This window comes from Campylobacter sp. CFSAN093249 (assembly GCF_011067895.1).
GTDB classification, from domain to species: domain Bacteria; phylum Campylobacterota; class Campylobacteria; order Campylobacterales; family Campylobacteraceae; genus Campylobacter_D; species Campylobacter_D jejuni.
Window position 1 is genome coordinate 430,235 of sequence record NZ_JAAMWM010000005.1, and the last position, 25,072, is coordinate 455,306.

Here is a 25,072-nt window from a genome sequence, read left to right on the forward strand (position 1 = left end):
TATAATGAAAATTTATCATCTTTCACATACAGATCTTGATGGCTATGCTTGTCAATTTATAGTAAATTTTTATTTTAAAAATGTGAAATTTTATAATTCTAATTATGGCAAAGAAATTAATGAAAATTTTAACTCTATTATAGGCGATATAGAAAAAGATGAAAATTTCGGAAAAGCTATTATTCTAATAACAGATTTAAATTTAAATTTAAATCAATGCGAAGAATTTGAAAAAATTTGCAAAGAGAAAAATACTAAAATTTTTCTTCTTGATCATCATCAAAGTGGCGAAGAATGTGCTCAAAAATATTCTTGGTATTTACTTGATTCTAAAAGATGTGCAACTAAAATCGTTTATGATTTTTTCTCTAAAATCTGTACTCCTGTTTTAGAACTTTCAAAATTTGTTGATGTGGTTAATGCTGTTGATATTTGGCTGAGCGAGGATGAAAATTTTGAACTTGGAAAGGTTTTTTTAGGCTTGATTGCCAATGCAAAAGAAATAAATCGTGTAATGTTTAAAGAATCTCAAATTGATTATATGTTTTTCTTGCTTGATAAGGCTTGGAAATTTATAGGAAAAGAAAATGCAAATATTTTACTCGATAATGCTACTCATTTTATAAAAAAGGATTATTTTGCCAGAAAAAATGATGATACTCTTTCTAATTTAATTTCTTATTTTGTAGTTGAAAAACTAAGTGAGCTAAAAGAAAATTTCAGCATAGAATATGAAGGCCATAAAGGCATCTTAACTTCAAATATAGGCAATACTTCTGTTATTGGAAATGATTTTTTAGTAAAAAATCCTGATTATGACTTTTTTATTGATGTTAGTTCTAGAAAAACCTTAAGTTTTCGTGCAAATGGAAAAATAGATGTAAGTTTAATGGCTAAAAATTTAGTAGGTGGTGGCGGACATAAAAATGCTAGTGGTGGACTTTTTGCGACATTTAAAGATGGAGCAAATTATAATTATATTAAGGCTCAAATTATTGATTTAATTAAAAGCAAAGAACTTAAAAAGGAAAACAATGAATCAAAACAATAATAAAACCTTAAAAAATGAATTAGAAGATTTACAATATGAGCTTAGCATAGTTTTAGAAGCTATGCTTTTATACGCTGGAGTTAAAAGAGAAAAATTAGAAAATGCAATAGAAGCTTATATTGATAATATAGATAATGTACTCGAAAATTCCGACAAAGAAGGGGTTGATGAAATTTTAGAAGTGGTGGAATTTCTAAAAAATAAATACAAAGATTTTTTTCAATGAAAAAGTATATTTTAATTTTTTTTAGTTTATATTCTTTAAGTTTTGCTAATATTTATGAAAAATTAAATGATTTTGCTTATGAAAAAAAACCGAATAAAGATTTTAAGATTCAAGAAGTTAAATTAGTGCAATTTTCACAAGAAAATAAAGATTGCCTTGAACTTTTAATAGAAGCCAGTCAAGTTAGAATTTTAAATAGCTATAATTCTTGTCAAAAATTATCTAAAGATGAAAGTTTTCAAAAATTTCTTAATGAAGATTTTTTAAAACTTTATAAAAATAATGGATATTTGATTAATGAAAATTTACAAAATTTGAAAAATACCATGCAGGATATTATGATATATTATAAACTCCGATATTCTTTTAGTAAAGATGTAAAAGATATGAGTAAAAATAAGAATTTGGATATTTTAAATATAGATGAAAAAGATGGTGGCACTTTACTTTACAAAATCAACAATCAAGCTTGTGTTGGAATAGAACTTACAAGACATGACTCAAGAATGGCTATGAAAATATACGGGATAGAAAATTTGGATAAAGAGTGCAAACTATTTATCCAATCACCTTCTTTTAAAGATCTTTCCTACACAAAAAAGGATTTTAAGTGGTATTATTTAGAATAAATAAATGCTTTAATTTTTAAATAAAAATTTTTAAAAACCACACTTAAAGTAAAAGTATCTTGCCTTCCAAGATTTTGAAAAACGCAGTTGTCTAAGTCTTTTTTTTCTTGAATGCTTAAATTTTTCATTAACCTAACCTTTAAAAATATTGCAAGATTTTATTATAGCGAAAAAACTTTATTTTTGCTTTAAATATATAAGTTCTATTTTAAATATAAACGAATATTATTTTAAGGTTTAAAGCTTTTTTCTTAAAATGTAATTAGGTTTTATTGACTTTTTCTAAATAAAGTCTTATACTGAATTTAAATTACGCAAAATAAGGAGGGAAATTGATGAATAAATTTTCTATAGTTTTAACTTTGTTGTTATGTGGAAGTTGTGCTTTAGCCTTAGATCCAAATTTGGAAAAAACTAAGAGTGCAACAGGTATTGATCTGCCTACTGCCAAATGGAATTTACCTAAGGAATTAAATGAAGATGGCACTATAGATGAAACTAAAATGCCAAAAAAATTCAGAATATGGCAAAATGGTTATTTTGGGAAATAAAATTCTTAATGAAACAAGCAAATATGTGGGTCCACAAGCCAAAGATCCTAAAAAAAAGATTTGCGGGAAATAATCTTTCTTGTTCAAGCTGTCATGCTAATGGTGGAAGTGTGCAAAATCAATCGGGTTTTGTAGGAATTTGGGCAAGATTTCCACAATATAATGCAAGAGGAGATAAAGTAATTACCTTAGCAGATAGGATCAATGGCTGTTTTGAACGCTCTATGAATGGCAAAAGAATGCCTAGTGATACACCTGAAATGAAAGCCATGCTAACTTATATGCAATGGTTATCTCAAGGAGTTCCAGTAGGAGCTAAGATAGAAGGATAGGGACTTAAGAAGATAGATTTCATCTTAAGAGCAGCTGATCCTAAAAAAAGGTAAGGCAATTTATATGGATAAATGTGCCGTTTGTCATCAAGAAAATGGCTTAGGGCTTAAAAATGAGGATAGCACAGGGGCGTATTATCTTTATCCACCACTTTGGGGTGATGATAGTTATAATACAGGAACTGGAATGTATCGTCTTATCAAAGCTGCTTCTTATATTAAAGAAAATATGCCTCAAGGTGCGCCTGACTTAAGTCTTGAAGATGCTTATGATGTAGCAGCTTACATGAATTCACAAGCTCGTCCTATTAAAGCAAATAGAAATAAAGACTTTCCAGATAGAAAGGTTAAGCCTTTAGATATGGATGTAGGACCTTATGATGATAGCTTTTCTACAACCCAACATCGCTATGGACCTTATACAAATATGATCAAAAAATAATTTTTAAGGCAATTTTTATTGCCTTAAAAATTTATTATTTCATATTACTTAATTTTTTAACTAGATCTTCTAAATCTTGCATCGAATTGATTGCACTTGGGTTAATTTGATATTTTCCATTAACAACAAAAGCAGGGGTGCCATAGGTTTTAGCTATATCATTAGCTCTTTGAAACTCGCTTAAAATTTCTTTAGCTTTTGGGGTATTTAAAAAATTTAATACTTCATTTTTATTTACATTCATAGCCTTTAAACCTATGTCGTAAAATTCATTTAAATTTGAAAAATTTCTTTGCTTGTTTAAAAAATAAGAAACAAAATAAACATCAGCAAGTTTATAAGATAAACTATCAGAATAACTCGCGTCTTTACCATTTTGTTCATCTTTGTATTGAGCAAAGGCAAAAAGCTCATTCATTTCTTTGGAAAATTCCCCATTCATTAAACTTACAGGATAGAGTTTAAAATGTAAATTTGGAAAAGCTTCTCTCAGTTTTTCAAGGGTTCCAAATTTATGATGATTGTAACAATGTATACATTTATAAGAAAATGCTTCTATTACACTATTTTCAGAGCTAGGTAAACTTGGATTAAGAGTAATAAAACTATTATTTGCTAATGCAAAACTTGAACAAAATACAAGCGTTAAAACAAATTTGCAAAAAAATTTACGCATATTATATCCTTGGTTAAATAAAATTTTCAAAGATAATTTTATTTAAAAAAAATAAATAAACCCAAAAATAAATTTGGGCTTATTTATTTTTTAGGATTGAATGCTTGATCAACACTAAAAGGCATTGCTTGATAACCCGTGCCTGAACCACTGAATTGAATTTGAACCGAAGGCTCCTTAGCGCCCCAGTTAAATTCATCAATTTTAGGTTTTGGTTCTCCAAGACTTACACCTTTACTAAGATTAAAAGCCATTCCAGCGTTGCACTATAAACCATAATAGAATCTTTATCTGGTTCATATTGAGTTAAAGAAGTTACAGGATAAAACCATTCATTGTCATTTTTATCTACAGGTTGCAATAAATATTTTTGAAATTCTTTATTCCACCCTTTATATGCGCCCAATTCCTACCTATACCTGCTATATCTCCAAATTTGTCGCTTTCATCCATTTTGGCAAGCTCTTCATCGCTTAAAGTTTTACCCACTTTACTTGCATCTATATTTAAACACACTGCACTTTGATCTAAAGTTTTGATAATAGTACTTCTATAAGGATCTAAAATCTCATACAATCTCCAATCATCAACAACATTACCATCCTCATCTACTTCTATAATAGTATCACACACTGTGCGTACATGCTTACTATCTTGGACGCAAAGTATTTGTTGAAGAAATAATGCCCATTTTTTGCATATTGTCCATAGCATGAGAAAAAATCTATATAGGCAGCAGGTAATTTGCGATTGAAAATTTCTCTTCCCAGACATCGTATTTTACATATCTTTGACCAAATCCCCAAGTTAAAGCTCCATCTTTGTTTTGACGAAAACTTATCATAATTCCACGATTGTAAATATTACCCCAGTTCATTAGTTTATTGTTATCATAATACCATCTGATTTCACCCTTGGTATCTTATAATAAAGACATTTGAATTTTCATCCCATTCCATAGCACCACCTACAAGATTATTCCATACAGATTATGAGTCTTTGCCAGATTATTTTCCAGGAGCATTATTTACTAAATATAGCCTATCTGAAAATTTTGGATCCATTTTTAATACTTTCACATTTTCAAAAAGAGTTCCTCTTTGATCAGTGCCTTCCGCTTGGTTCTATGCTAGCCCATGGAGTTGTAATTTTATAAATCTCATCAATGACTTTTTGACTTTTACCATTTGCGGTTTTAGTATAACTTACCTTTACTATAAGAAGGATAAAGTCCAAAAATAGGAATTCCACCATACGTCTTAGCCATTTTAGAATTCACATTATTAAGAAATAGTTTGACCATTTGATTTTTTTATATCGCTTAAGACATAACCATTATTCATGATAATAGCGGTCAAAGGAGACAATCCATAAGGATTCATTTTAATCATACCCATTTGTCCTTGAATTTGCCAATCTATTTTCACTCCACTAGGACCACCCATGGCCATTAAAGCATTAGGTGCAAGTAGGGTAGAACCCGCCAAAATTCCATGCAAAGAGTTTTGCTAAGTCTCATGATCAATCCTTTAAAATTATTTAAGACATCCTATTTTAAGAGTATCTTAAAACGACTTGATTTAAACTAGCTATATTTTGATTCGGATTTTTTGATTCGCCTATAAATTTAAGCACCAAAACCAAAGCAACAATCACCAATGCAAAAATTTTAGCATTAGGTTTATTTTTATCTAAAACATAGGCTATAAACATTGCAAAAAGCACGACAAAACAACATAAAAATGCTATAAGACAGCAGATTGCCATATTCATAAACTTTAAACTAGGAATCAAATACCAACCATTACTATAAAGCCCATTTTCAAAATCAGGTGGAGTTCCTATAAAAAATTTTTGAAAAGCATTAAGATGATTATAAGCATTTTCTGGAACTACAGGGGTATCCATCCCGCATTCTCCTGTTGGCAAAAACCAACTAGGAGCCCATTTATACAAAGGTAAATTAAATGGATAAATAGGAATTTCACGACATCCATCTACGCCTGCAAAAGGATTTTCAGAATGAACCACTTCATGGATATGATTTAAAGTTAGACAATGCTCCAAGCCAAGCCAAATTCCATAAAAAGCTAAGCTATAAGAAAAAATTTTTATAATATTATTTGCAGGGTTGATTAATGCAATCATACCACCTATAGCCATAACAAGCATATCAAATCTTATATACACACATTGTTCACAAGGTTTCATAAAAAGATATTCTTGAAATAAAAAATGTGCTATACAAGTAAGCCCTATAGTAACTATAATCAAAATCAACCAAGGTTTGCGCGTATCTTGCCATTTGGAAAGTGAAAAATTTCTGCAATTATCTTTCATTTTTATATAACTCATTTTTGCTTGCTAAGTTCTTTAGTAATTTCAATCAAAGCCTCTGGAGAGTTGATTGCACTTGGAACGATTTGATATTTTCCATTAACAACAAAAGCAAGGGTGTCATAATTTTGCGAAATAGGATTGGCAATTTCATAACTTTTTAAAAGCTCTGCAGCCTCTGGAGTTTTTAAGAAATTTTCAAAATCAGCTTTACTTACATTCATTGCTTTTAAACCGACACTATAAAAAGCTTCAGGATTTTTACCATTTTCCCATCTTTGTTTTTTCTTAAAATATGCATTAAAATAAGCTTCAGCAACTTTATGAGTTAAGCTATTTTTATCCGTAGGATCAATTTTATTTACACCATCCTTAAATGTCGCAAAAGCAAAAATTTCATTAGCTTGCCTTCCATAATCCCCCATAGAACTTACAGGATAAAATTTATAAGTTAAATTAGGTAATTTTTCTTTAACTTTACCCATGGTATTAAATTTGTGATGATCATAACAATGAGTACAGTGATAAGAAAAAATTTCAATCAATGAATTATCAGCGTTAGCAATAGGATTTTTAAGAATTACATATTCTTTACCTTCACTTAATGCGCTAGCACTTATACCTGCTAAAAAAGCACATACAACAATAGATCTTGCTAATTTTACTGGAAATTTCATTACCCTCTCCTTGAAATTTGGTTTTGATAAAACTTTTTATTAAGTTTTTATGTAATAACTATTATAAAACTATTAAAATAAAAATATTCTTAAAAAATTTTATAACTAAGAATATTTACTTTAACTAAAAATCAAGAATAGGGGATTAAAAAATTTAATGCACAAGTTATCATTTTTATGTATATTTTGATAATAATATAAAATAATTTAATTTTTAAATATTCTTTATAGTTTTCAAGAAAAGTAAAATATAATTTTAATTTACGAAATAAAATTATCAATTTTTTACATTATATTTTATGGATAAGTTTATTTCACTCAAAAGGTAAAATCATAAAAGTATGTAAAAATAGTAGCTTAATCTATATCAAAGTAGAATAATCTAGGTGTATATAAAAAAGTTTGAAAATTACAGTTTTCAATACAAAATTATAAATTTTATATATTTTTACCTTTTATCATATCTTTTTATGATTGATATAAGATTTATTTAATAAAAATATTTTAATCTTTTTGCCTTGCATATAAAAACAAACTTTTTCCTAAAAAAGCTTTTTTTTACTAAGTTAATACTAAAATACCTTTTCTAGTTAAAAAGCTAAAATTTTAGATTTAGGAAAAGTTTTTATGAAATACCCTTTAGATTGTGAAGAAAATTTTGAAAAATCATTCTTATTTTGGTTAGCAAAATATGTAAAATTTAAACTCAACTCACTATCTAACAAAGAGTTAAAAAATCCACAAGCTTTAGCAGAAGTTAATTTTGCTCTTACAAAAGGTGTAAAAAATATTGATGAACTTGACGCTCTAGCAAAAAAAGCAAGAAATGCTGGTTTAAGTGGAGTTAATACTTATTTTAATCCTTTAAAAAAAGTATTTGAATATTTAAATTTTTATAAGCTTTACTCTTTAAAACAGATTGATGAAGAACTTATTGTAGAAGTTTTAGCAAGTATAACAGGTGCTTTATCAGATGCAAGCAAAAAAAATTACCGTATTGCTGTGATTAATTTTTTTGATTTTTTAGACAAGCAAAATGAAGAAGATGAAAAAGCACATATTTTCGATATCAATCTTAAAAACTGGGCAGGTATAGCAGGTTCTAAAGGGGTAAAATTACCTGAATTTATGAGTGAAGAAGAGCTTAAAAAATTTCTTGATGCTATTGAAAATGCAGATTTTAAAAACAATACCATACGCAATAAACTTATTATTAAAATCATCATTTTTACAGGCATACGGGTAAGTGAAGCTATCAATATCAAAATGGGTGATATTAGCGAAGAAAACGATCTTTATATCATAAGAATAAGAGCTAAAGGCAATAAATATCGTGTTGTAATGATAAAAAAAGAACTTATTTACGATTTGCTTAAAAATGTAAGTATTAATTATATAAGTAAAGACGCCCTACTTTTTGTCAATAAAAAAGGCACTCCACTGACTCAATCTTATGTCAGTCGCATAGTAGAACAGCTTTTATTTCGCGCAGGAATTCGCAAACAAAAAAATGGTGCTCATATGTTGCGTCATACTTTTGCCACCCTGCTTTATAAAAAGCAAAAAGATTTAGTTTTAGTTCAAGAAGCTTTAGGGCATGCAAGTTTAAATACCTCAAGAATTTACACTCATTTTGATAATGATAAATTAAAACTTGCCGCACAGGTTGCAAAGGAATTAAGTGACTCTTGAAAACTATGCTGTTTTTGGTAAATATTTTTACCATGATTTAAAACACACTTTAAAAGCCTTTAACCACAAAGAAAGTAAAAAATGCTTTAAATTTATAGAGAAATATAAAAATGATTTTTATATTTTAATGCTTACTGATTATGAACTATATAGATATTTTCAAGATAAAAATTTCACAAGCAAAAAGGCTTATTTGTCTGTATTTGCTTTTAAAAAAAGAAAAAAATTTCAAAAAGAAGATATTGATGAAGAAAAATTTATTCCTGAATTTATAAATTTTTTAGATCAAGATAATTACAAAGAAAATTTCATCAAGGTTAAAGAGGCAATCTCCAAAGGAAGAGTTTATCAAATCAACCTCACTCAAAATTTTAAATTTCATAGCAAAATGGATTCTTTTGAACTTTTTAAACTTTTACTTTCTAGACAAGATACTGAATTTAAAGCTTTTATAAAAGATGAAACAAGAGAAATTTTGTCCTTCTCACCTGAACTTTTCTTCAAGACCAAAAAAAGAAAAATATTTACAAAACCTATGAAAGGCACAATTAAGCGTGATAAAGATCCTATAAAAGATGAAGAAAATAAAATTTTCTTGCAAAATGATACAAAAAATCTGAGTGAAAATGTTATGATTTGTGATCTTTTACGCAACGATCTTTCAAAAATCATCACAAAAAAAAGCTTAAAAACCAAACTTTTTGAAATTCAAAGTCACCCTACTTTACATCAAATGACTTCAAGCGTACAAGGAAAACTTAAAAAAAATATTTCTTTATATCAAATTTTTAAAGCTCTCTTTCCTTGTGGTTCTATTACAGGTGCTCCAAAGCTTGAAAGCATTAAATTTATTGAAGAATTAGAACAAAGAGATCGTGGTATTTACTGCGGAACTATAGGTTTAATACGCAAAAATAAAAATAAATTTAGCGTAGCCATACGCACCTTAGAAAAACAAGATGAAATTTATACTTATAGCACGGGTAGCGGCTTGGTTTGGGACTCAAAATTTAAAGATGAATTTGAAGAATTAAAACTTAAAAGTGCAATCTTAAATCCTTGTGATTTTCATCTTTTTGAAACCATGTATTTTAAAAATTCTCAAATTTTATTTTTAAAAGAACATTTATTAAGGCTTATAAATTCAGCTCTTAAATTTAATTTTAACACTCACAAGCTCTTTAAAGATTTTTATAATGTTTTAAATCAAAAAAGTTCTTATAAAAAATATCAAAATTTTACACTTTTTAAACTCGATGAAAAAATTTTCCACAAAAAACACTCTTTATTTTATAATTTTCCCCTACCCTTTAAAAATCCACATAAAGAAGGAATTTTAAAGCTTATTTTATACAAAGACGGAAGATACGAATTTCAACAAAGTGCCTTAAAGCAAAATTCAAACGATATTTTGCTTTTAAGTGATGATAAAATTAACTCAAAAAGTGACAATCTCTATCACAAAAGCTCTTTGCGTACTTTTTATAATCAACACTCATACAAATGGCAGCAAAACTTGTGTTATGACATAGCTTTTTTTAACGAAAAAGATGAACTTTGCGAAGGCTCAAGAACCAATCTCATCTTAGAAAAAAACTCTCAATTTTATACTCCACAAATTCAAAGCGGTATGTTAAATGGAGTATATAGAAATTTCTTAATCAATCTTGGTTTGATAAAAGAAAAAGCATTATTTAAACAAGATTTATTTGAAGCAGAAAATATTTATTGTATTAATTCCGTGCGTGGTTTAAAAAAGGTAAAATTACAATGAAGAAAATTTTATTTATAGATAATTATGATTCTTTTAGTTATACCATCATCTATTATCTTAAAGAACTTGGTTTTGAATGTAAAGTGATAAAAAATGATGCCTTTAAAAAAGCTAAAGAATTAGAAAAATTTGATTTCACTCATCTTATCATCTCTCCTGGCCCTCATTCTCCTAAGGAATCTAAATTAAGCTTAAAAGCAATCAAATATTTTAAAAAAAATAAAAAAATTTTAGGTATATGTTTAGGACATCAGTGTATAGCTGAAATTTTTGGCGGTAGGGTTTCTAAAATGCAAAATCCCATGCATGGTAAAATTTCTAAACTTTATTTTAAAAAAGATCCTATTTTTAAGGGTATTAAAAAAGAAATTGAAATTTGCTTATATCATTCTTTACACATTAGTTCCATGCCTGAAAAATGCAAAATTTTAGCTCATAATTCAGAAAATATTATTATGGCAATTAAACATAAAAAATATCCTATTTATGGATTGCAATTTCATCCTGAAGCGGTTTTAACTCAAAAAGGCAAAAAAATACTTAAAAACTTTATGAAACTTTAGTCTTTTTTGCATTTAAAATATAAATATGAAAATCTAAAATAAAATATCCTTAAAATAATTATCATTAATATAAATTTATAAATAAAAAAACCGATAACAATATAAATTAATTTAAAAAGATTTAAGATGAAAATAGATACTTTGACAAAAAATTTTAGCAATTATCAAACACAAATAAACAAAAACAATGATTTGGCAAGTAATGTTCATAGTGACAATGTGGTTAAAATTCAAATTTCAGATGAAGCAAGAAGTTTAAGTCAAGCAAATTCAAAAAATGAAAAAGAATATGAAATCAAAGTAAGTCAAGAAAAAATAGAAAACCACAAAGACCAAAATTCCATTCAAAGTAGCAAAGGTGGCGGAAATCCCGCATTAGAGGCTTTAATAGCAAAATTAGCTGAAATTTTAGCTAAAATTGCAGAACTTACTCAAAAAATGACAAACGCTAACGAACAAATGAAAACGACATTTCAAAAACAAATTGATGTGCTAATATCTCAAGCAGATGTAATTCAAGCTCAAATTCAAGAACTCCAAAGCCAACAAGCTTGATTATATTTTTTCAAAAGTTTAAGAATGCTATAATGGTGCATTTTTAAACTTTTTCAAGGAAAAATATGACTTATCTAGAAATCGAAGGCACAAATCATCTAAGCGGAAATGTTGCAATAAGCGGGGCAAAAAATGCCGCCCTACCCTTGATCGTTTCAAGCATACTTGCTAAAAACGAAGTAAAAATCAACAATGTTCCTAATGTTGCTGATATAAAAACTCTTATATCTTTGCTAGAAAATTTAGGAGCTAAAGTCAATTTTCAAAACAATAGTGCTTTATTAAACACAAACACTCTTAATCAAACCATAGCTAAATATGACATTGTGCGTAAAATGCGTGCTTCTATACTTACTCTAGGGCCTTTGCTTGCTCGTTTTGGGCATTGTGAAGTATCTTTGCCTGGTGGATGTGCCATAGGACAAAGACCTATTGATTTACATCTTTTAGCCTTAGAAAAAATGGGGGCAAATATACAAATCAAACAAGGCTATGTCGTAGCTAGTGGAAATTTAAAAGGCAATGAAATTCTTTTTGATAAAATCACGGTTACAGGTAGTGAAAACATCATCATGGCAGCAGCTCTAGCTAAAGGTAAAACCAAACTCTTAAATGTTGCAAAAGAACCCGAAGTAGTTCAACTTTGCGAAGTTTTAAAAGACGCAGGACTTGAAATCAAAGGCATAGGTACAGATGAACTTGAAATTTATGGTAGTGATGGAGAACTTTTAGAATTTAAAGAATTTAGCGTTATACCTGATAGAATTGAGGCAGGAACTTATCTTTGTGCAGGGGCTATTACAAATTCTAAAATTACTTTAGATAAAGTTAACGCCACTCATCTTAGTGCAGTTTTAGCAAAACTTCATCAAATGGGTTTTGAAACTTTGATTGCAGAAGATAGTATCGCCCTACTTCCTGCTAAAGAAATTAAACCTGTAGAAATCATGACAAGTGAATATCCAGGCTTTCCAACCGATATGCAAGCGCAGTTTATGGCACTAGCTTTAAAAGCTAATGGAACTAGTATTATTGATGAAAGACTATTTGAAAATCGTTTCATGCATGTAAGTGAACTTTTAAGAATGGGTGCGGATATTAAACTCAATGGTCATATTGCTACCATAGTAGGCGGAAAAGAACTTAACGCTGCTGATGTCATGGCTACAGATTTGCGCGCTTCTTCAGCCCTTATCTTAGCAGCTCTTACAGCTAAAGGTACAAGCAAAGTCCATAGAATTTACCATCTTGATAGGGGTTATGAAAATTTAGAAGAAAAATTTAAAGATTTGGGTGTGAAAATCACAAGGCTTGAAGAATGAAAAATATCTTTGAAACCTTAAAAGACTTAGAAAATCAAATTTCATGTTTAGATGAAAGTGAGCTTATTAGCCTTGAAAAAGCAAAGGATAGAATTTTAGCTAAAGATTTATACGCTAGAAAAAATCTACCTAGTTTTGACAATGCTGCTCTTGATGGCTATGCTTTTAATTATACTGATATCAATGAGGCTTTGGAGATTAAAGGGACTATTTTTGCAGGAGATAAAAATTTTTATACAGTTGCTAAGAATGAATGCTATAAAATCATGACAGGGGCTAAAATGCCCAAAAATGCTGATACTATCTTAATGTTAGAAGATGAGTATATAGAAGAAAATAAACTCATCATTAAAAAAACCCCTAAACAATACAATGCCTATCGCTATAAAGGCGAAGAATTAAAAAAAGGTGAAATTTTACTTCAAAAAGGCACCAAACTTAATGATAAACATATCGCCCTGCTTGCTTCTCAAGGGCTTTATAAAATAGAAGTCATAAGAAAAATTCGCATAGGTATTTTTTCAAGTGGAAATGAGCTAAAAGAACCTTGGCAAGAATGCGATGAAGAAAGTATTTATAATGCCAATGCTTTGCCTTTACTAACTATGCTTCAAAATGCTTCTTATTTGGGTATTATCAAAGATGATTTTAAAAGCACTAAAGAGGCTTTAGAAAATACAAATTTTGATCTTTTAATCACTTCAGGAGGTGCAAGCGTTGGCGAGGCTGATTTTATGGAAAAAGCTTTAGATGAATTAGGCTTTACTCCGCTTTTTAAAGGTTTAAAAGCACGCCCTGCAAGACCTACTAAGCTTTATAGAAAAGGTGAAAATTTCGTATTGATTTTACCAGGAAACCCTATGGCAGCTTATCTTTCTTGTTTTATTTTTGCTAAAAAAATCATTAATTTATTAAGTGGAAACCTAGACAATCCTTTAACATTTTATGGCAAAATGGGTATGGATTTAAAGCTTAAAAGCGGAAGAAATAATCTCATTTTAGGAAATTTAGAAAAAGGTATTTTTACACCATTTAACGAAAACAAATTTGGCTCTGGTATGATACTTCCACTTATTAAAAGTGAGTTTTTGCTTATAAGCGAAGAAAATACGAGTGAATTAAAAAAAGGTGATGAAATCACGCTTTTAAAAATATAATGTTTGTGTTTTTCACAAACATTAGCTTAATTTATCCTCATCATCATGATCATGGATATATTGTTCATCATTTTCCAAGGTATCAACAAAACGCCCTATCCTTTCCCAGCGAACATTTTTATCTTTATCCCAAGAGAAATATACAAACCAAGGTTTACCTACTATCAACCTATAAGGAACAGAACCCCAAAAACGACTATCATAAGAATAATCGCGATTATCACCCATCATGAAATACTCATTTTCAGGTACATCAAAAACATAAGCATTTCCGCCGCTAAAACCTATATGATTTCCAAGTTCTTTAATATAAGCTGGAGACATGGCAAAATCACCTATGCTAAGAAAGCGTAAAATATCGCTTTCTATATCTTTTTTTGGATCATAATGAATACCTTTTTGTTTATAAGGTTCTTTTACATAAATTTGCCCTCCAAGAGTAACAAGATCATTCGGATAATGTTCTTTCATAAATTCATCACCCTCATGCATTCTTACATAAAGTGTTTTATTTGCATAAACTATCCTATCTCCTCCTGTGCCTACACAACGCTTTACAAAGTGTTCTTTTTCATTTCTAGGATTTCTAAAAACAACTATATCTCCTCTTTGTGGCCCTTGTGCTTTTATCAAATGCCCATCTTTATTAAAATCCGGCAAAACAGGAATTTCCAACCAAGGAATATGAGGAGTTGGGATACCATAGCTAAATTTTTTAACAAATAAAAAATCCCCTACTAATAAGGTGTTTTTCATAGAACCAGAAGGAATAACAAAAGCTTGTATAAAGAAAAAAATCACCAAAAGAACAATAACTACAGTTCCAGTCCAAGACTGTGAAAATTTATATAATTTCTTTAAAATTTCCATAGATTTTCCCTAATTAAGTCTATTTTTAGCAGATTTAACTGTGTTTTCTAAAAGCATGGCTATAGTCATAGGACCTACTCCACCTGGAACAGGAGTTATATAACTAGATTTTTTAGATACCTCTTCAAAATCTACATCTCCAACTATCTTTCCACTTTCAAGACGATTGATTCCAACATCAACAACAATCACTCCTTCTTTTACCATATCCGATCGAAGTAAATTCACACAACCTGCTGCTACTATAATCAAATCAGCTTGCCTAGTATAAAGGCTCAAATCTTTGGTTTTAATATGACAAACGCTTACTGTAGCTCCAGCGTTTAAAAGCATAGTAGCCATAGGACGACCTACTATATTTGAAGCACCTATAATAACAGCGTCTTTTCCTTCTAAATCAATTTCATAAGCCTTCAAAAGCTTCATAACTCCAAGTGGAGTACAAGGCAAAAACCCACTTTCTAAGCCTAAATTTAAATATCCTACATTAATAGGATGAAAGCCATCAACATCTTTACTACTTATAATGCTTTCAAGTATTAAATCTTTACAAATATGATCAGGTAAGGGAAGTTGAACCAAAATTCCATGAACACTATCATCGTGATTTAAGGTATTAATCAATGCCAAAAGTTCATTTTGTGTAGTATTTTCATTAAGATAATAAACTAAAGATTTAATTCCACATTCTTCACAGGCTTTAGCCTTAGATTTTACATAAGTTTGACTTGCAGGATCATCTCCAACCAAGATAACAGCTAAACAGCTTTCAATCCCTTTGCTTTTCAAAAATTGATTTTTTTCTTTTAATTCTTCTTTGATTTTTGCGCTTAAAGCTTTACCATCAAGCAAAGTCATTATTTTCCTTCTATAAATTTAATCACTTTTTTAAAGTAAAAATTGTATCATATTAAAACTTCATTAACAAGGTGAAACTTTGAAAATTGTCTTAATGTTTTTTTTATTTAGTATCAGTCTTTTTGGTGCTGATTTTATCACTCTTAAAGAATACTCTAAAATGCTTTATGAAAATCCAAGGGGCATTAGTTGTAAAGAATGTCATGGAGCAAATGGAAGCGAACAAATTTTAGGATATTATATGAAAAATGGTATTAAAACAGCTTATAAAGTTCCAAGTATACAAAATCTTAGTTTTGAAAATTTTAAAAATTCTCTTAATCAGAGTAAAGACGCAAAATCAATCATGCCAAATTACTCTTTAACAAATGATGAAATTGTAACTTTATATAATTACATCAAGCAATTTAGCAAGGAAGAAAAATGACAAACAAAAAAGCTTTTAAAGAAGCGTGTAAATTCATCGCAGGTGGTGTAAATTCTCCAGTTCGTGCTTTTGCAAATGTTCAAAGTGAGCCAAAATTTATTTCTCATGGAAAAGGTGCTTATATTTTCGATATAGATGGAAATTCTTATATAGACTATGTTCAAAGCTGGGGGCCTTTACTTTTTGGACATTGTGATAAAGATATACAAAAAGCTTGTCAAAAAGCACTTCATAAAGGTTCAAGTTTTGGAGCTCCAACTTTATTAGAAACTGAACTTGCCAAGCTTGTTTTATCTGATTTTCCTCATTTAGAAAAGATCCGCTTTGTAAGCAGTGGAACAGAAGCAACCATGAGTGCTATTCGTCTTGCCCGTGGTTTTACTAAAAAAGATAAAATTTTAAAATTTGAAGGATGTTATCACGGGCATTCTGATTCATTATTAGTGAGTGCAGGAAGTGGTGCTGCTACTTTTAACTCTCCTAGTTCTTTGGGTGTTTTAGAAGATGTAGCTAAACACACTTTAGTAGCTAAATATAATGATATAAATAGCGTTAAAGAGCTTTTTGAAAAAAATAAAGATATTGCATGTATTATCATTGAGCCTATTGCTGGAAATATGGGGTTAGTTCCAGCTAAACAAGATTTTTTAGAAGAACTTGCTAAGATCTGTAAAAACAATCAAACTCTGCTGATTTTTGATGAAGTAATGAGTGGATATAGAGCATCTTACCTTGGTTCCTATGGAATCAATCATATCCAAGCAGATATAATTACTTTTGGTAAGGTAATAGGAGGCGGTCTACCTGCAGCAGCATTTGCTTCTAGAGCTGAAATTATGGATATTTTAAGTCCTTTGGGTGGAGTTTATCAAGCAGGAACTTTAAGTGGAAATCCTTTGGCAATGGCTGCAGGTATAGCAAGTCTTACAAAAGCCAAAAAGAAAACCAAGCTTTATGACAAACTTGGAAAATTAGCAAAAAAACTTACCCAAGGAATGAAAAAATTAGCAGATGAAAAAGGACTTCCACTGCAAGTTTGTCATGTAGGTTCTATGTTTGGATACTTTTTCACCAAAGATCCTGTATCAAACTACCAAGATGCATTAAAATCTGATCTAGCATTATTTTCAAAATTTCACAAAAATATGCTTGAAAATGGAATTTATTTAGCACCTTCTCAATTTGAAACAGGCTTTATATGTTCAAAAATGGATGATAAAATTATAGATACAACACTAGAGGCTGTTAGGGAAAGCTTTAAAAGAATATGAGCAATATTTTAAAAGAAGAAAAAAATCACTTAGAAAATTCCAACAGCAAAAGACAAAAAATCATTCGCAAAACTCTTGAAGCTGCGGATGGTTTAAGTCTTGGTATCTCTATGGTTGTTGCTGTATTTATAGGTGTGGGAATAGGATATTTACTTAAAAAATTTACTCCTTATCCTTGGCTTTTTTGGCTTGGAGTTTTTTGGGGGATCAGTGCTGCTATACTTAATGTTTACAAAGCTTATAAAGTTCAAGTAAAAAGCTATGAAGAATTTAAAGAAAGAGATGAGTTGATCAAAGAAAAAATTCAAAAAGAAAAGAACAAATAATGGAACATAAAAAAGCTCTATTTTGTATTTTTGCCATTATTCATTTATTTTTTTGGATCATATTTTCATCGTTAAATCATTTTAAATTAGATACATTTTTAAGCTATGAAATAGCTTTTTTTAGTGTTTTATTGATTATTTTTGCTTCTTATTTAAATTATAAAAAAGTCATTATAAAAAAATCAAAAAATTATGAAAAAGATTTTAATTTCATTTCATCACTTTTTATCAAAAAAAAACAAAATTTATCAAAAATTATTCATTTTAAAGTTCTAAAAGACGATTTAAAGCCAAATGTTAAAGAGAAAATCCATTTTTTTGCTATGTTTTTTACTCTCTTTAAATTGATGGCTTATGTAGTATTGGTTGCTGGATTTTTATTTTTACATCGCCAAGATAAATTAGATATCTTTGCTTATATTTGTGGAATTTCATCCTTGCTAGTTTGTGTGTTTATTTTTATTTTATATATAAAAAAGTATGAGTCCAAAAAAAATTATTAAATCAATGACAGCACTTTTTGCTGGTATGGCATTTTTATTTGCAGGTAATGCCTTGATAGTAAGCTCTATAGGTGTTATATTAAAAGAAAACGGAGAAAGTTCTTTAGCTGTTGGAGTAGTAAGTTCTTGTTTTTTTGTAGGCGCTCTTATTGGAACCATCAGTGCTCATAAAATTATTTCTCGTATAGGTCATATACGCTCTTTTGGGCTATTTGGTGCTATTTTTGGAATTTCAGCTATGCTTCATACAGTAAGCGAAAATCTTATTTTTTGGGCTGTTTTAAGATTTTTCATAGGAATTTGCTACTATGGACTTTTAATGGTCATAGAATCATGGCTTAATGAAAAAAGCAAAAATGCCATTCGATCTAGAATTTTAGGTTTTTATGAAATTGTTTTTTATCTTGCGTTTGGTATTGGAGTTTTAATCATAGCGTTAAATTTAAGCAAACATAGTGTATTTATCCTCAGTGCAACTTTAATTTTACTTTCATCTTTACCTTTAAATCTAATTAAAATCAAAGAACCTGTTTTACCCGCATCAAGTCCTATTTCTATACCTAAAATTTTTGATATAGCTCCTTTAGCTATCGTCACAAGCTTTATAGCCGGAATGCTTATAAATGGCTTTTTTTCTATGGCATCTTTATTTATACTTTTGCAAGGTTTTGATACAAAAGCGGTTTCTTATTTTATATTTTGTGGGGTTTTAGGTGGTTTTATTGCACAAACCATCATAGGAACTATTTCAGACAAACTTGGTCGCAAATTTGCCATTATCACTTGTGCAAGTATAGGATTTATCACTATGCTTATATTTATCTTTTTTAAACTTCATTTATATATGCAATATTTTTTAGGAATTACTCTTGGTATAGGAATATTTTGCTTATATGCTTTAGCACTTGCTAGAGCAAATGATGTTTTAGTAAGCAAAAATAAAGGTGTAGAGTTAGGTCGTGGGGTTCTTTTTTGTTATTCTTTGGGCTCTTTGTTTGGCCCTTTAATTTTAGGTTTTTTAATGCAATATTTTGAAATCAAAGGTTTTATATGGTTTTATATAGTTTCTTTAGCATTTTTAATTCTTTTTGCTATCAATAAACCAAATATTTTAAATAAAAAATTTAAGAAAAAGCCTGGAAATATGGTGATATTTGATGATTAATACTCAACTAGCAAGTCAAATTGCCAATACGCAAAAAAATGATTTAAAAGTAGATAACTCTGCTTCAAAAGATAAAACAAATTTAAAAGACAATCCAAAAGAAGCACTTGCACAAGCTTTAAAGCAAAATTTAGGTTTAAGCAAGGACGCTAGTAGTGAGGAAATACTAGCAAAATTTGTTCAAAATGAAACAGGTACCAAATTAAAAGAACTTGTTAATAAACTTTTAGATCAAATCAATGCTCAAAAAAATCCCGATTCCCCTGTACTTAAACAAGGAAAAAATTTAAATTTAGCTCCTAATTTTGCTAATGAATTAAAAATCTTAAGTACAGAACTTGCAAAAAGTGATACTTTTACACAAGTTTTAGACAGATTAAATCAAATTTTAAAACCTGCCAGTGAAATAAAAAACAATAACTTAGCTCCTTTGTTTAAAAATTCAGGCGTATTTTTAGAAGCTAAATTAAAAGATGCCCTAAACGAAGAATTACTACCCAAAAGTTTTCACTCTCTTTTAAGTACAATCAAAGGTCTTAGTAGCGAAAAACTAAGCGTTCAGATAGCCCAGCTTGCAAATACAAATTTAAGCCCAAAAGACACTTTAAAAGAATTAAAAAATATTATTAATTCTAGCAAAAATGAAAATAAGCAAATTTTAAATCAAAGTTCTTTTAAAGCACTTTTAAATTTAAGTTCTAAATTGGAAAATTTTAAAAATTATATAAGTAAAAATCCCAGTCATGCTCAAGAAAAAATCACCCCTATAGCTAATAAAATTTTAAAAGAATTAAATTCCATCAAAAATGATTTTTTCAAAGCTCTTAATAAGCCAGAAAATTTAATGATAAAAGATCCAAACATCCTTAAGCAAACTGCTACCACCTTTGAAAAACTTGAAAATACTTTAAAAAATATACTAGGCAATCAAGCTTCTAAAATACAAGATAAAGAAAATATTTTAGAAAATCTTTTAAGTAACAAAGAAAATATCAAAGAAGAAAAACTTAATCATAACACAAAAAACCAAGATGAAGAAAAATATATAAAAGTATCAAAAGAAGAAACTCTCGCAGATGATGCTAAAACCAATATTAAGCAAGATGTAAAAAACGAAGAAAATTTACCTAAAAAAGAAGTTAATGCAAATTTAGATTCTAGCACAAAAACTCACGAAGAAAATATCAAAGAAAATCCAAAATTTTATGAAACAAAAACAGAAAGCAAAACTTCAATCAATACAAATACTAACACAAACAACACGCAAAATTTAAATAATTCTCAAAATATTCAATCTAACAATAACCAAACTATGCAAAATATTTTTAAAAATCAGGAATTTATAAAACAAAATATTGTAAAAAATTTAGCATTTAATGTAGAAAATTTAGATCTAGAACAAGTGCAAGATTTAAGTAAAAATTTAAGCAATCTTTCTCGTAGACTTAATGAAAGCTTAAAAGAACTTGAACCCTATACTCAAAATGCCAAGCTTAATCAAGCAGAACTTAAAAATCTCGAACACAAACTCAATCTTTCTATCAAAGATCTAGTGCAAATTAAACCAAAAACAGAACAAGATATAGCTGAATCTTTACATCATGATGTAAAATCAACACTTTTGCAAATTTCAAATTTGGCTAAAAATGAAGGCAATGAAGCTGTATACAATCAAGCTAATCGTCTTTTAGCGCAAATTGAAATCAATCAGCTTATGTCTTTAGCTAATGATTCTATCAATACTTATCTGCCTTTTTCTTGGGATGATTTAAATGATTCTAAAATTATGTTTAGACGCGGAAAAAAGGACAAATTTTTTGCTCAGATTAAACTCGAATTTGCAAAACTTGGGGATTTAGAAATTCTTATTTCTTTAAATAATGAAAAATATATAGATATTAATATTATGGCAGAAAATATTGAATTTAGAAAAACCATCTATGAAAATGCCCATGAGCTTAAAAGAAATATCAATAAAGCAGGACTTTTAAGTGCAAATTTCTTTGTAGGTGATATCATAAGAAGTAAATTTGATACTAGAAATATGAAAAATTTAGATCTTGAAATGGGTATGGATAAAAAAGTATGAGCAAAATCAAAAGATCGATTAAAAAAGCTGTAGCTCTAGGCTATCAAAAAGAAAAAAACTCTGCACCAAAAGTGCTTGCAAGTGGCAAAGGCGAAAGTGCTGCTAAAATTATTTCTTTAGCCAAGGAACACGGAGTTCCTATTAAAGAAGATGAAGATTTAATAGAAATTTTAAGCAAGCTTGACTTAGGTGATGAAATTCCACCTAATATGTATAAAGCTGTAGCTGAAGTTTTTGCCTTTATCTATCAAATGGCAAATAAAACTCCTAAAAACTAATCCGCTATTTTTTCTCCAAATTTAATACCCTGCCCTACTTTTAAATTAAAAGTTAAAAGTCCTTTTTGAGAGATTAAAACTATAGTAGAACCTAGCTCAAAATTTCCTAGTTCTTCGCCTTTTTTGAAATTTAAATTTTCATATTTTCTAGTAAAATTATGAGAAATTTTAGCATTGGTTTGTATGCTTGCATCAAAATTAAAACGCATTTTTCCTACATTTTGCGCTCCTACAAAAACAAGCCAAAAAATACCTTTTTCATTTTGACATTTCAAGCTCACTCTTTCATTTTTTACATATAAATTACTAATGCGTTCTAAATGTTTTTCATTTACGCTATAAAGCACTCCACTTGTGTAAGTTGCACTTAAAATTTGCATATCACAAGGGCTGTGATAACGATGATAATCTTTTGGAGAAAGATAAATATTGACATAATCAAGCCCATTTTTAAGCTCATCTTTTTCAAAGCTATCTTTTAAAAGCTCCTCAATGCTATAAGTATGTCCTTTTATAGAAAAAGCAAAATGTTCTTCATTTGCCAAAAAAGTACTTCCACACTCTAAAATTTTACCATCACTTGGACTGATAAAACCTTCTTCAAGCTTTCTTGGAATTTGCAAAGTTCTTGTAAAAAGAGCATTTAAACTCTCGTATTCACAAGGGCTTTTAAATTCACTCATATCGATATTAAAATACTTAACATAATTTTCATTAATAACTTTTTGTATCATTTTAGGAAATTTAATCCCCGCTACAAAACCAAAAAGTCTCGAACTTTCTTTTGAAAAACTCATTTTTTTCCTTTTAAATTTAAAATCACTATTTCACTCGGAGCAAAAACTCTAAGACTTGGCCCCCAAAATCCTGCTCCACTACTCACATAAAGCTTAGTTTTTTCTCCTAAATCATAAAGCCCATGAACAAAACCTTGCTGAAGTTTAACTAAAAACATAAAAGGGAAAATTTGCCCTCCATGTGTATGCCCACTTAAAACAAGATCAAAATCACTTAAATCATAAAGCAAAGCTGTTTTAGGCTGATGTGTGAGTAAAATACTAGCTTTACTTGTATTTAAATCCACTTTTATTCTTGCTAAATCAGGAGCATATAAACCCCTATCAAGTCCGGCTAAATCTCCAAGTCCAGCAATATTTATAAAACCCAAATCTAAATTTTGATTGACTAAAATTTTCATATTAGTATGTTTTCTAAGCAAATCCAAAACTTCATTGATACCATGATAATACTCATGATTTCCCAAAGCATAAAAAGTTCCGTAAGTGGAGTTAAAATCATTAAGTTTTGAGATGTAATTTTTTAAATCTTTAGGATTAGTATCAATCAGATCCCCTACTATTACAACCATATCAGGACTTTGCAAATTCACTTTAGTGATGAGCTTGTCTAAAAAATTTTCATGCAAATTTTTACCCAAATGTATATCAGTAAGCATGACAATTTTTAAATCTTTTTTAAGATTTGGTATTTCAACATCAACACTCTTTACTTCAGGTGTTTTTAGAGCATTATTTATACTTACATAAATTAAAAACACACTTAAAACTATAAGAGAAAGTTCAAAAATCAAACGCAAAATAAGATTATATGTTTTATCTCTTTTACCCATAAGAGCTAAAATCAATTTAACAAAATCCCATGCTAAAGTCATAAAAAACAAACAATAAGTCGGCGTATAAAACATGGCTAAAATTTCATACCAAGTATCACTTAAATATTCATCTCTACGAAATATTAAAAACACAGCTTGAGCTAAAAAAAGCACAATAAAAATAAAGGAAAAAATTTTATAAAAATACTTAAAAAGAGTAATTTTCTTGATTAATCTTTTATAAATATAAACATTTGCTAAGCCAAAAATTAATAACACAATGAAAGAAAAAATTAAAAATATCATAAAAGTATTATAACCAAGTAAAATTAAATATCCGTATAAATTTTTCTGTTATAATAAGCTTTTAAATAATTTTAAAGGCTATAAGATGTACCGTTTTGCACCTTCTCCCACAGGTGATATGCACATAGGAAATTTACGCGCAGCAATTTTTAATTATATCTGTGCAAGACAAAAAAATATGGATTTTATCTTACGTATTGAAGATACTGATAAGGCTAGAAATATAGCAGGAAAAGAAGAAGAAATCAAAGAAATTTTAAATCTTTTTAGTATTTCATGGCAGCATTACTATATACAAAGTGAAAATTTAAAATTCCATCGCCAAATGGCTTTAAAACTTGTAAGCGAAAAAAAAGCTTTTGCTTGTTTTTGCACCGAAGAAGAACTTGAAGCAAAAAAAGAGTTGGCTAAAAAACAAGGTAAAGCTTATCGCTACGATGGCACTTGTGAAAAACTAGCCGATATTGATGTTTTAGAATGTGAAAAACCCTTTGTTATCCGTCTTAAAAAACCTACTCATACTATGAAATTTACTGATTTTATCAAAGGCGAGCTTAGTTTTGAGCCTGAAAACATAGACTCTTTTGTGATTATGAGAACGGATAAAACTCCAACTTATAATTTTGCTTGTGCGGTTGATGATATGCTTGAAAATGTCACTTGTATTATACGCGGAGAAGATCATGTTTCAAACACTCCAAAACAAGAACATATCCGCGCAAGCTTAGGTTATAATAAAGCCATGACTTATGCACACTTGCCTATCATTTTAAACGAAGAAGGTGTTAAAATGAGTAAAAGAGAAGCACATTCTTCTGTAAAATGGCTACTTGAAAGTGGAATTTTACCTAGCGCAATCGCAAATTATCTGATCATGCTAGGCAATAAAACTCCTTGTGAAATTTTTACCTTAGAAGAGGCTATAAAATGGTTTGATATTTCTAAAGTTTCAAAAGCTCCCGCAAGATTTGATCTTAAAAAACTTTTGCAAATTAATCGCGAACATATCAAAATGATAAAAGATGATGAGCTTAATAAAATTTTAGATTTAAACAAAGATCTTGCACCACTTGCTAAATTTTACACTCAAGAAGCAAGTACTATAAAAGAACTTAAAGAAAAAATGCAAGCTATTTTTAACGCAAAAAATTTTGGCGAGTTTGAAACAGAATGTAAAATTTTAAAAGAACTCTTAAAAGATATTGAACTTTTTGAAAATTATGAAGATTTTAAAAATGAACTTTTAAACAAAAGCAACTTAAAAGGTAAAAAATTTTTCATGCCTTTAAGGATAATTTTAACAGGAAATATCCACGGACCTGAGCTTAGCGATCTTTATCCTTATATTAAAAATTTTATTCACGAATTAGCAAGGATTTAACT

32 protein-coding genes and 1 pseudogene are annotated in these 25,072 nt (G+C 28.9%); 20 read left to right on the plus strand and 13 right to left on the minus strand.

The features are described 5' to 3' along the window. The first annotated feature begins 4 nt into the window (after nt 1–4). The 3 genes from FBF10_RS06035 to FBF10_RS06045 are packed head-to-tail and all read left to right on the plus strand — an operon-like array spanning nt 5 to nt 1,906. A complete protein-coding gene (locus FBF10_RS06035; RefSeq protein ID WP_002859543.1) occupies nt 5–1,051 on the plus strand; it encodes a DHH family phosphoesterase in 1,047 nt (348 codons plus the stop codon). Next, nucleotides 1,035–1,277: a hypothetical protein gene (locus FBF10_RS06040; protein ID WP_002859542.1), complete on the plus strand. Its 243-nt coding sequence runs from the start codon at nt 1,035–1,037 to the stop codon at nt 1,275–1,277. The genes FBF10_RS06035 and FBF10_RS06040 overlap by 17 nt, the downstream gene beginning before the upstream one ends. Continuing rightward, nucleotides 1,274–1,906, plus strand: coding sequence for a hypothetical protein (locus tag FBF10_RS06045; RefSeq protein ID WP_002860525.1), 633 nt, complete (start codon nt 1,274–1,276; stop codon nt 1,904–1,906). The genes FBF10_RS06040 and FBF10_RS06045 overlap by 4 nt, the downstream gene beginning before the upstream one ends. Here the strand turns inward: FBF10_RS06045 and FBF10_RS06050 are convergent. After that, nucleotides 1,884–2,034: pseudogene (locus tag FBF10_RS06050) on the minus strand (hypothetical protein). The gene FBF10_RS06045 and the pseudogene FBF10_RS06050 overlap by 23 nt on opposite strands. Nucleotides 2,035–2,238: 204 nt before the next feature. Between FBF10_RS06050 and FBF10_RS08800 the strand changes: the two are divergent. From FBF10_RS08800 to FBF10_RS08810, 3 genes are read left to right on the plus strand one after another with little or no spacing between them, the layout of a single operon-like run. Further along, nucleotides 2,239–2,457: a hypothetical protein gene (locus tag FBF10_RS08800; RefSeq protein ID WP_230131729.1), complete on the plus strand. Its 219-nt coding sequence runs from the start codon at nt 2,239–2,241 to the stop codon at nt 2,455–2,457. An 8-nt stretch (nt 2,458–2,465) separates the two neighbouring features. Then, nucleotides 2,466–2,789, plus strand: coding sequence for a hypothetical protein (locus FBF10_RS08805; RefSeq protein ID WP_162825668.1), 324 nt, complete (start codon nt 2,466–2,468; stop codon nt 2,787–2,789). A gap of 37 nt (nt 2,790–2,826) precedes the next feature. Continuing rightward, nucleotides 2,827–3,231, plus strand: a complete 405-nt coding sequence (locus FBF10_RS08810; RefSeq protein WP_223210095.1) for a c-type cytochrome — start codon at nt 2,827–2,829, stop codon at nt 3,229–3,231. Between the two features lie 34 nt (nt 3,232–3,265). Here the strand turns inward: FBF10_RS08810 and FBF10_RS06075 are convergent, their stop codons facing one another. From FBF10_RS06075 to FBF10_RS06090, 8 genes are all read right to left on the minus strand, one after another. Continuing rightward, complete coding sequence (locus FBF10_RS06075) at nt 3,266–3,907, minus strand: thiol:disulfide interchange protein DsbA/DsbL (protein ID WP_002867467.1); 642 nt, start codon at nt 3,905–3,907, stop codon at nt 3,266–3,268. Between the two features lie 83 nt (nt 3,908–3,990). Next, nucleotides 3,991–4,161 carry a hypothetical protein gene (locus FBF10_RS08600; protein ID WP_020246986.1) on the minus strand — a complete coding sequence of 57 codons (171 nt, stop codon included), beginning with the start codon at nt 4,159–4,161 and terminating at the stop codon, nt 3,991–3,993. Nucleotides 4,162–4,255: 94 nt separating this feature from the next. Beyond that, entirely contained in the window at nt 4,256–4,621 is a 366-nt protein-coding gene (locus FBF10_RS08605) for an aryl-sulfate sulfotransferase (protein ID WP_179106651.1), read from the minus strand. Between the two features lie 10 nt (nt 4,622–4,631). Further along, nucleotides 4,632–4,784, minus strand: coding sequence for an arylsulfatase (locus FBF10_RS08915; protein ID WP_020246984.1), 153 nt, complete (start codon nt 4,782–4,784; stop codon nt 4,632–4,634). 227 nt (nt 4,785–5,011) lie between these two features. Beyond that, nucleotides 5,012–5,143: a hypothetical protein gene (locus tag FBF10_RS08920; protein ID WP_002852428.1), complete on the minus strand. Its 132-nt coding sequence runs from the start codon at nt 5,141–5,143 to the stop codon at nt 5,012–5,014. A gap of 47 nt (nt 5,144–5,190) precedes the next feature. Beyond that, nucleotides 5,191–5,406: an aryl-sulfate sulfotransferase N-terminal domain-containing protein gene (locus tag FBF10_RS08815; RefSeq protein WP_224316810.1), complete on the minus strand. Its 216-nt coding sequence runs from the start codon at nt 5,404–5,406 to the stop codon at nt 5,191–5,193. A gap of 55 nt (nt 5,407–5,461) precedes the next feature. Beyond that, nucleotides 5,462–6,262 (minus strand): protein-disulfide oxidoreductase DsbI, encoded by an 801-nt coding sequence (gene dsbI / locus FBF10_RS06085; protein ID WP_002867468.1) that lies wholly within the window; start codon nt 6,260–6,262, stop codon nt 5,462–5,464. Further along, entirely contained in the window at nt 6,259–6,921 is a 663-nt protein-coding gene (locus FBF10_RS06090; RefSeq protein WP_052789839.1) for a thiol:disulfide interchange protein DsbA/DsbL, read from the minus strand. Before FBF10_RS06090 ends, dsbI begins: the two co-directional genes overlap by 4 nt. Nucleotides 6,922–7,548: 627 nt before the next feature. Here FBF10_RS06090 and FBF10_RS06095 point away from each other — a divergent pair. The 6 genes from FBF10_RS06095 (at nt 7,549) to FBF10_RS06120 (ending at nt 13,984) form a co-directional block, all read left to right on the plus strand. Continuing rightward, the gene (locus FBF10_RS06095) at nt 7,549–8,613 is read left to right on the plus strand and encodes a tyrosine-type recombinase/integrase (protein WP_002890807.1); all 1,065 of its coding nucleotides are present in this window, start codon (nt 7,549–7,551) and stop codon (nt 8,611–8,613) included. Then, nucleotides 8,603–10,387, plus strand: a complete 1,785-nt coding sequence (locus FBF10_RS06100; protein ID WP_002878827.1) for a bifunctional anthranilate synthase component I family protein/aminotransferase class IV — start codon at nt 8,603–8,605, stop codon at nt 10,385–10,387. Before FBF10_RS06095 ends, FBF10_RS06100 begins: the two co-directional genes overlap by 11 nt. Next, entirely contained in the window at nt 10,384–10,950 is a 567-nt protein-coding gene (locus tag FBF10_RS06105; protein WP_002852589.1) for an aminodeoxychorismate/anthranilate synthase component II, read from the plus strand. Before FBF10_RS06100 ends, FBF10_RS06105 begins: the two co-directional genes overlap by 4 nt. Nucleotides 10,951–11,076: 126 nt before the next feature. Beyond that, nucleotides 11,077–11,505 (plus strand): flagellum-secreted nonflagellar protein FspA2, encoded by a 429-nt coding sequence (gene fspA2 / locus FBF10_RS06110; protein WP_002858761.1) that lies wholly within the window; start codon nt 11,077–11,079, stop codon nt 11,503–11,505. A gap of 65 nt (nt 11,506–11,570) precedes the next feature. Next, complete coding sequence (murA, locus tag FBF10_RS06115) at nt 11,571–12,827, plus strand: UDP-N-acetylglucosamine 1-carboxyvinyltransferase (protein WP_165433903.1); 1,257 nt, start codon at nt 11,571–11,573, stop codon at nt 12,825–12,827. Beyond that, on the plus strand, nt 12,824–13,984 hold the full coding sequence (locus FBF10_RS06120; RefSeq protein ID WP_002852443.1) for a molybdopterin molybdotransferase MoeA: 1,161 nt from the start codon (nt 12,824–12,826) through the stop codon (nt 13,982–13,984). Before murA ends, FBF10_RS06120 begins: the two co-directional genes overlap by 4 nt. A 21-nt stretch (nt 13,985–14,005) precedes the next feature. Here FBF10_RS06120 and lepB read toward each other — a convergent pair whose 3' ends face one another. Beyond that, nucleotides 14,006–14,854: a signal peptidase I gene (gene lepB / locus FBF10_RS06125; protein ID WP_002852457.1), complete on the minus strand. Its 849-nt coding sequence runs from the start codon at nt 14,852–14,854 to the stop codon at nt 14,006–14,008. Nucleotides 14,855–14,863: 9 nt separating this feature from the next. Continuing rightward, nucleotides 14,864–15,712 (minus strand): bifunctional methylenetetrahydrofolate dehydrogenase/methenyltetrahydrofolate cyclohydrolase FolD, encoded by an 849-nt coding sequence (gene folD / locus FBF10_RS06130; RefSeq protein ID WP_002858768.1) that lies wholly within the window; start codon nt 15,710–15,712, stop codon nt 14,864–14,866. A gap of 79 nt (nt 15,713–15,791) precedes the next feature. Here folD and FBF10_RS06135 point away from each other — a divergent pair, with 79 nt between their 5' ends. From FBF10_RS06135 to FBF10_RS06165, 7 genes are read left to right on the plus strand one after another with little or no spacing between them, the layout of a single operon-like run. Beyond that, nucleotides 15,792–16,139: a c-type cytochrome gene (locus tag FBF10_RS06135; RefSeq protein WP_002858771.1), complete on the plus strand. Its 348-nt coding sequence runs from the start codon at nt 15,792–15,794 to the stop codon at nt 16,137–16,139. Then, nucleotides 16,136–17,410, plus strand: coding sequence for a glutamate-1-semialdehyde 2,1-aminomutase (gene hemL / locus FBF10_RS06140; protein WP_165433904.1), 1,275 nt, complete (start codon nt 16,136–16,138; stop codon nt 17,408–17,410). Before FBF10_RS06135 ends, hemL begins: the two co-directional genes overlap by 4 nt. Then, a complete protein-coding gene (locus FBF10_RS06145; RefSeq protein WP_002852414.1) occupies nt 17,407–17,736 on the plus strand; it encodes an AtpZ/AtpI family protein in 330 nt (109 codons plus the stop codon). Before hemL ends, FBF10_RS06145 begins: the two co-directional genes overlap by 4 nt. After that, nucleotides 17,736–18,239: a membrane protein gene (locus FBF10_RS06150; RefSeq protein WP_002868148.1), complete on the plus strand. Its 504-nt coding sequence runs from the start codon at nt 17,736–17,738 to the stop codon at nt 18,237–18,239. The genes FBF10_RS06145 and FBF10_RS06150 overlap by 1 nt, the downstream gene beginning before the upstream one ends. Then, nucleotides 18,217–19,404 carry an MFS transporter gene (locus FBF10_RS06155; RefSeq protein WP_002859526.1) on the plus strand — a complete coding sequence of 396 codons (1,188 nt, stop codon included), beginning with the start codon at nt 18,217–18,219 and terminating at the stop codon, nt 19,402–19,404. Before FBF10_RS06150 ends, FBF10_RS06155 begins: the two co-directional genes overlap by 23 nt. Next, a complete protein-coding gene (locus FBF10_RS06160; RefSeq protein WP_002888648.1) occupies nt 19,397–21,493 on the plus strand; it encodes a flagellar hook-length control protein FliK in 2,097 nt (698 codons plus the stop codon). The genes FBF10_RS06155 and FBF10_RS06160 overlap by 8 nt, the downstream gene beginning before the upstream one ends. Then, nucleotides 21,490–21,771 carry a FlhB-like flagellar biosynthesis protein gene (locus FBF10_RS06165; protein ID WP_002852641.1) on the plus strand — a complete coding sequence of 94 codons (282 nt, stop codon included), beginning with the start codon at nt 21,490–21,492 and terminating at the stop codon, nt 21,769–21,771. Before FBF10_RS06160 ends, FBF10_RS06165 begins: the two co-directional genes overlap by 4 nt. Here FBF10_RS06165 and FBF10_RS06170 read toward each other — a convergent pair. Beyond that, a complete protein-coding gene (locus FBF10_RS06170) occupies nt 21,768–22,568 on the minus strand; it encodes a phosphatidylserine decarboxylase (RefSeq protein WP_002859524.1) in 801 nt (266 codons plus the stop codon). The two genes, FBF10_RS06165 and FBF10_RS06170, sit on opposite strands and share 4 nt — an antisense overlap. Continuing rightward, nucleotides 22,565–23,689, minus strand: a complete 1,125-nt coding sequence (locus tag FBF10_RS06175) for a metallophosphoesterase (RefSeq protein WP_002888647.1) — start codon at nt 23,687–23,689, stop codon at nt 22,565–22,567. The genes FBF10_RS06170 and FBF10_RS06175 overlap by 4 nt, the downstream gene beginning before the upstream one ends. Nucleotides 23,690–23,774: 85 nt before the next feature. Here FBF10_RS06175 and gltX point away from each other — a divergent pair, with 85 nt between their 5' ends. Beyond that, nucleotides 23,775–25,070 (plus strand): glutamate--tRNA ligase, encoded by a 1,296-nt coding sequence (gene gltX / locus FBF10_RS06180; RefSeq protein ID WP_002870024.1) that lies wholly within the window; start codon nt 23,775–23,777, stop codon nt 25,068–25,070. The last annotated feature ends 2 nt before the right edge of the window (nt 25,071–25,072 follow it).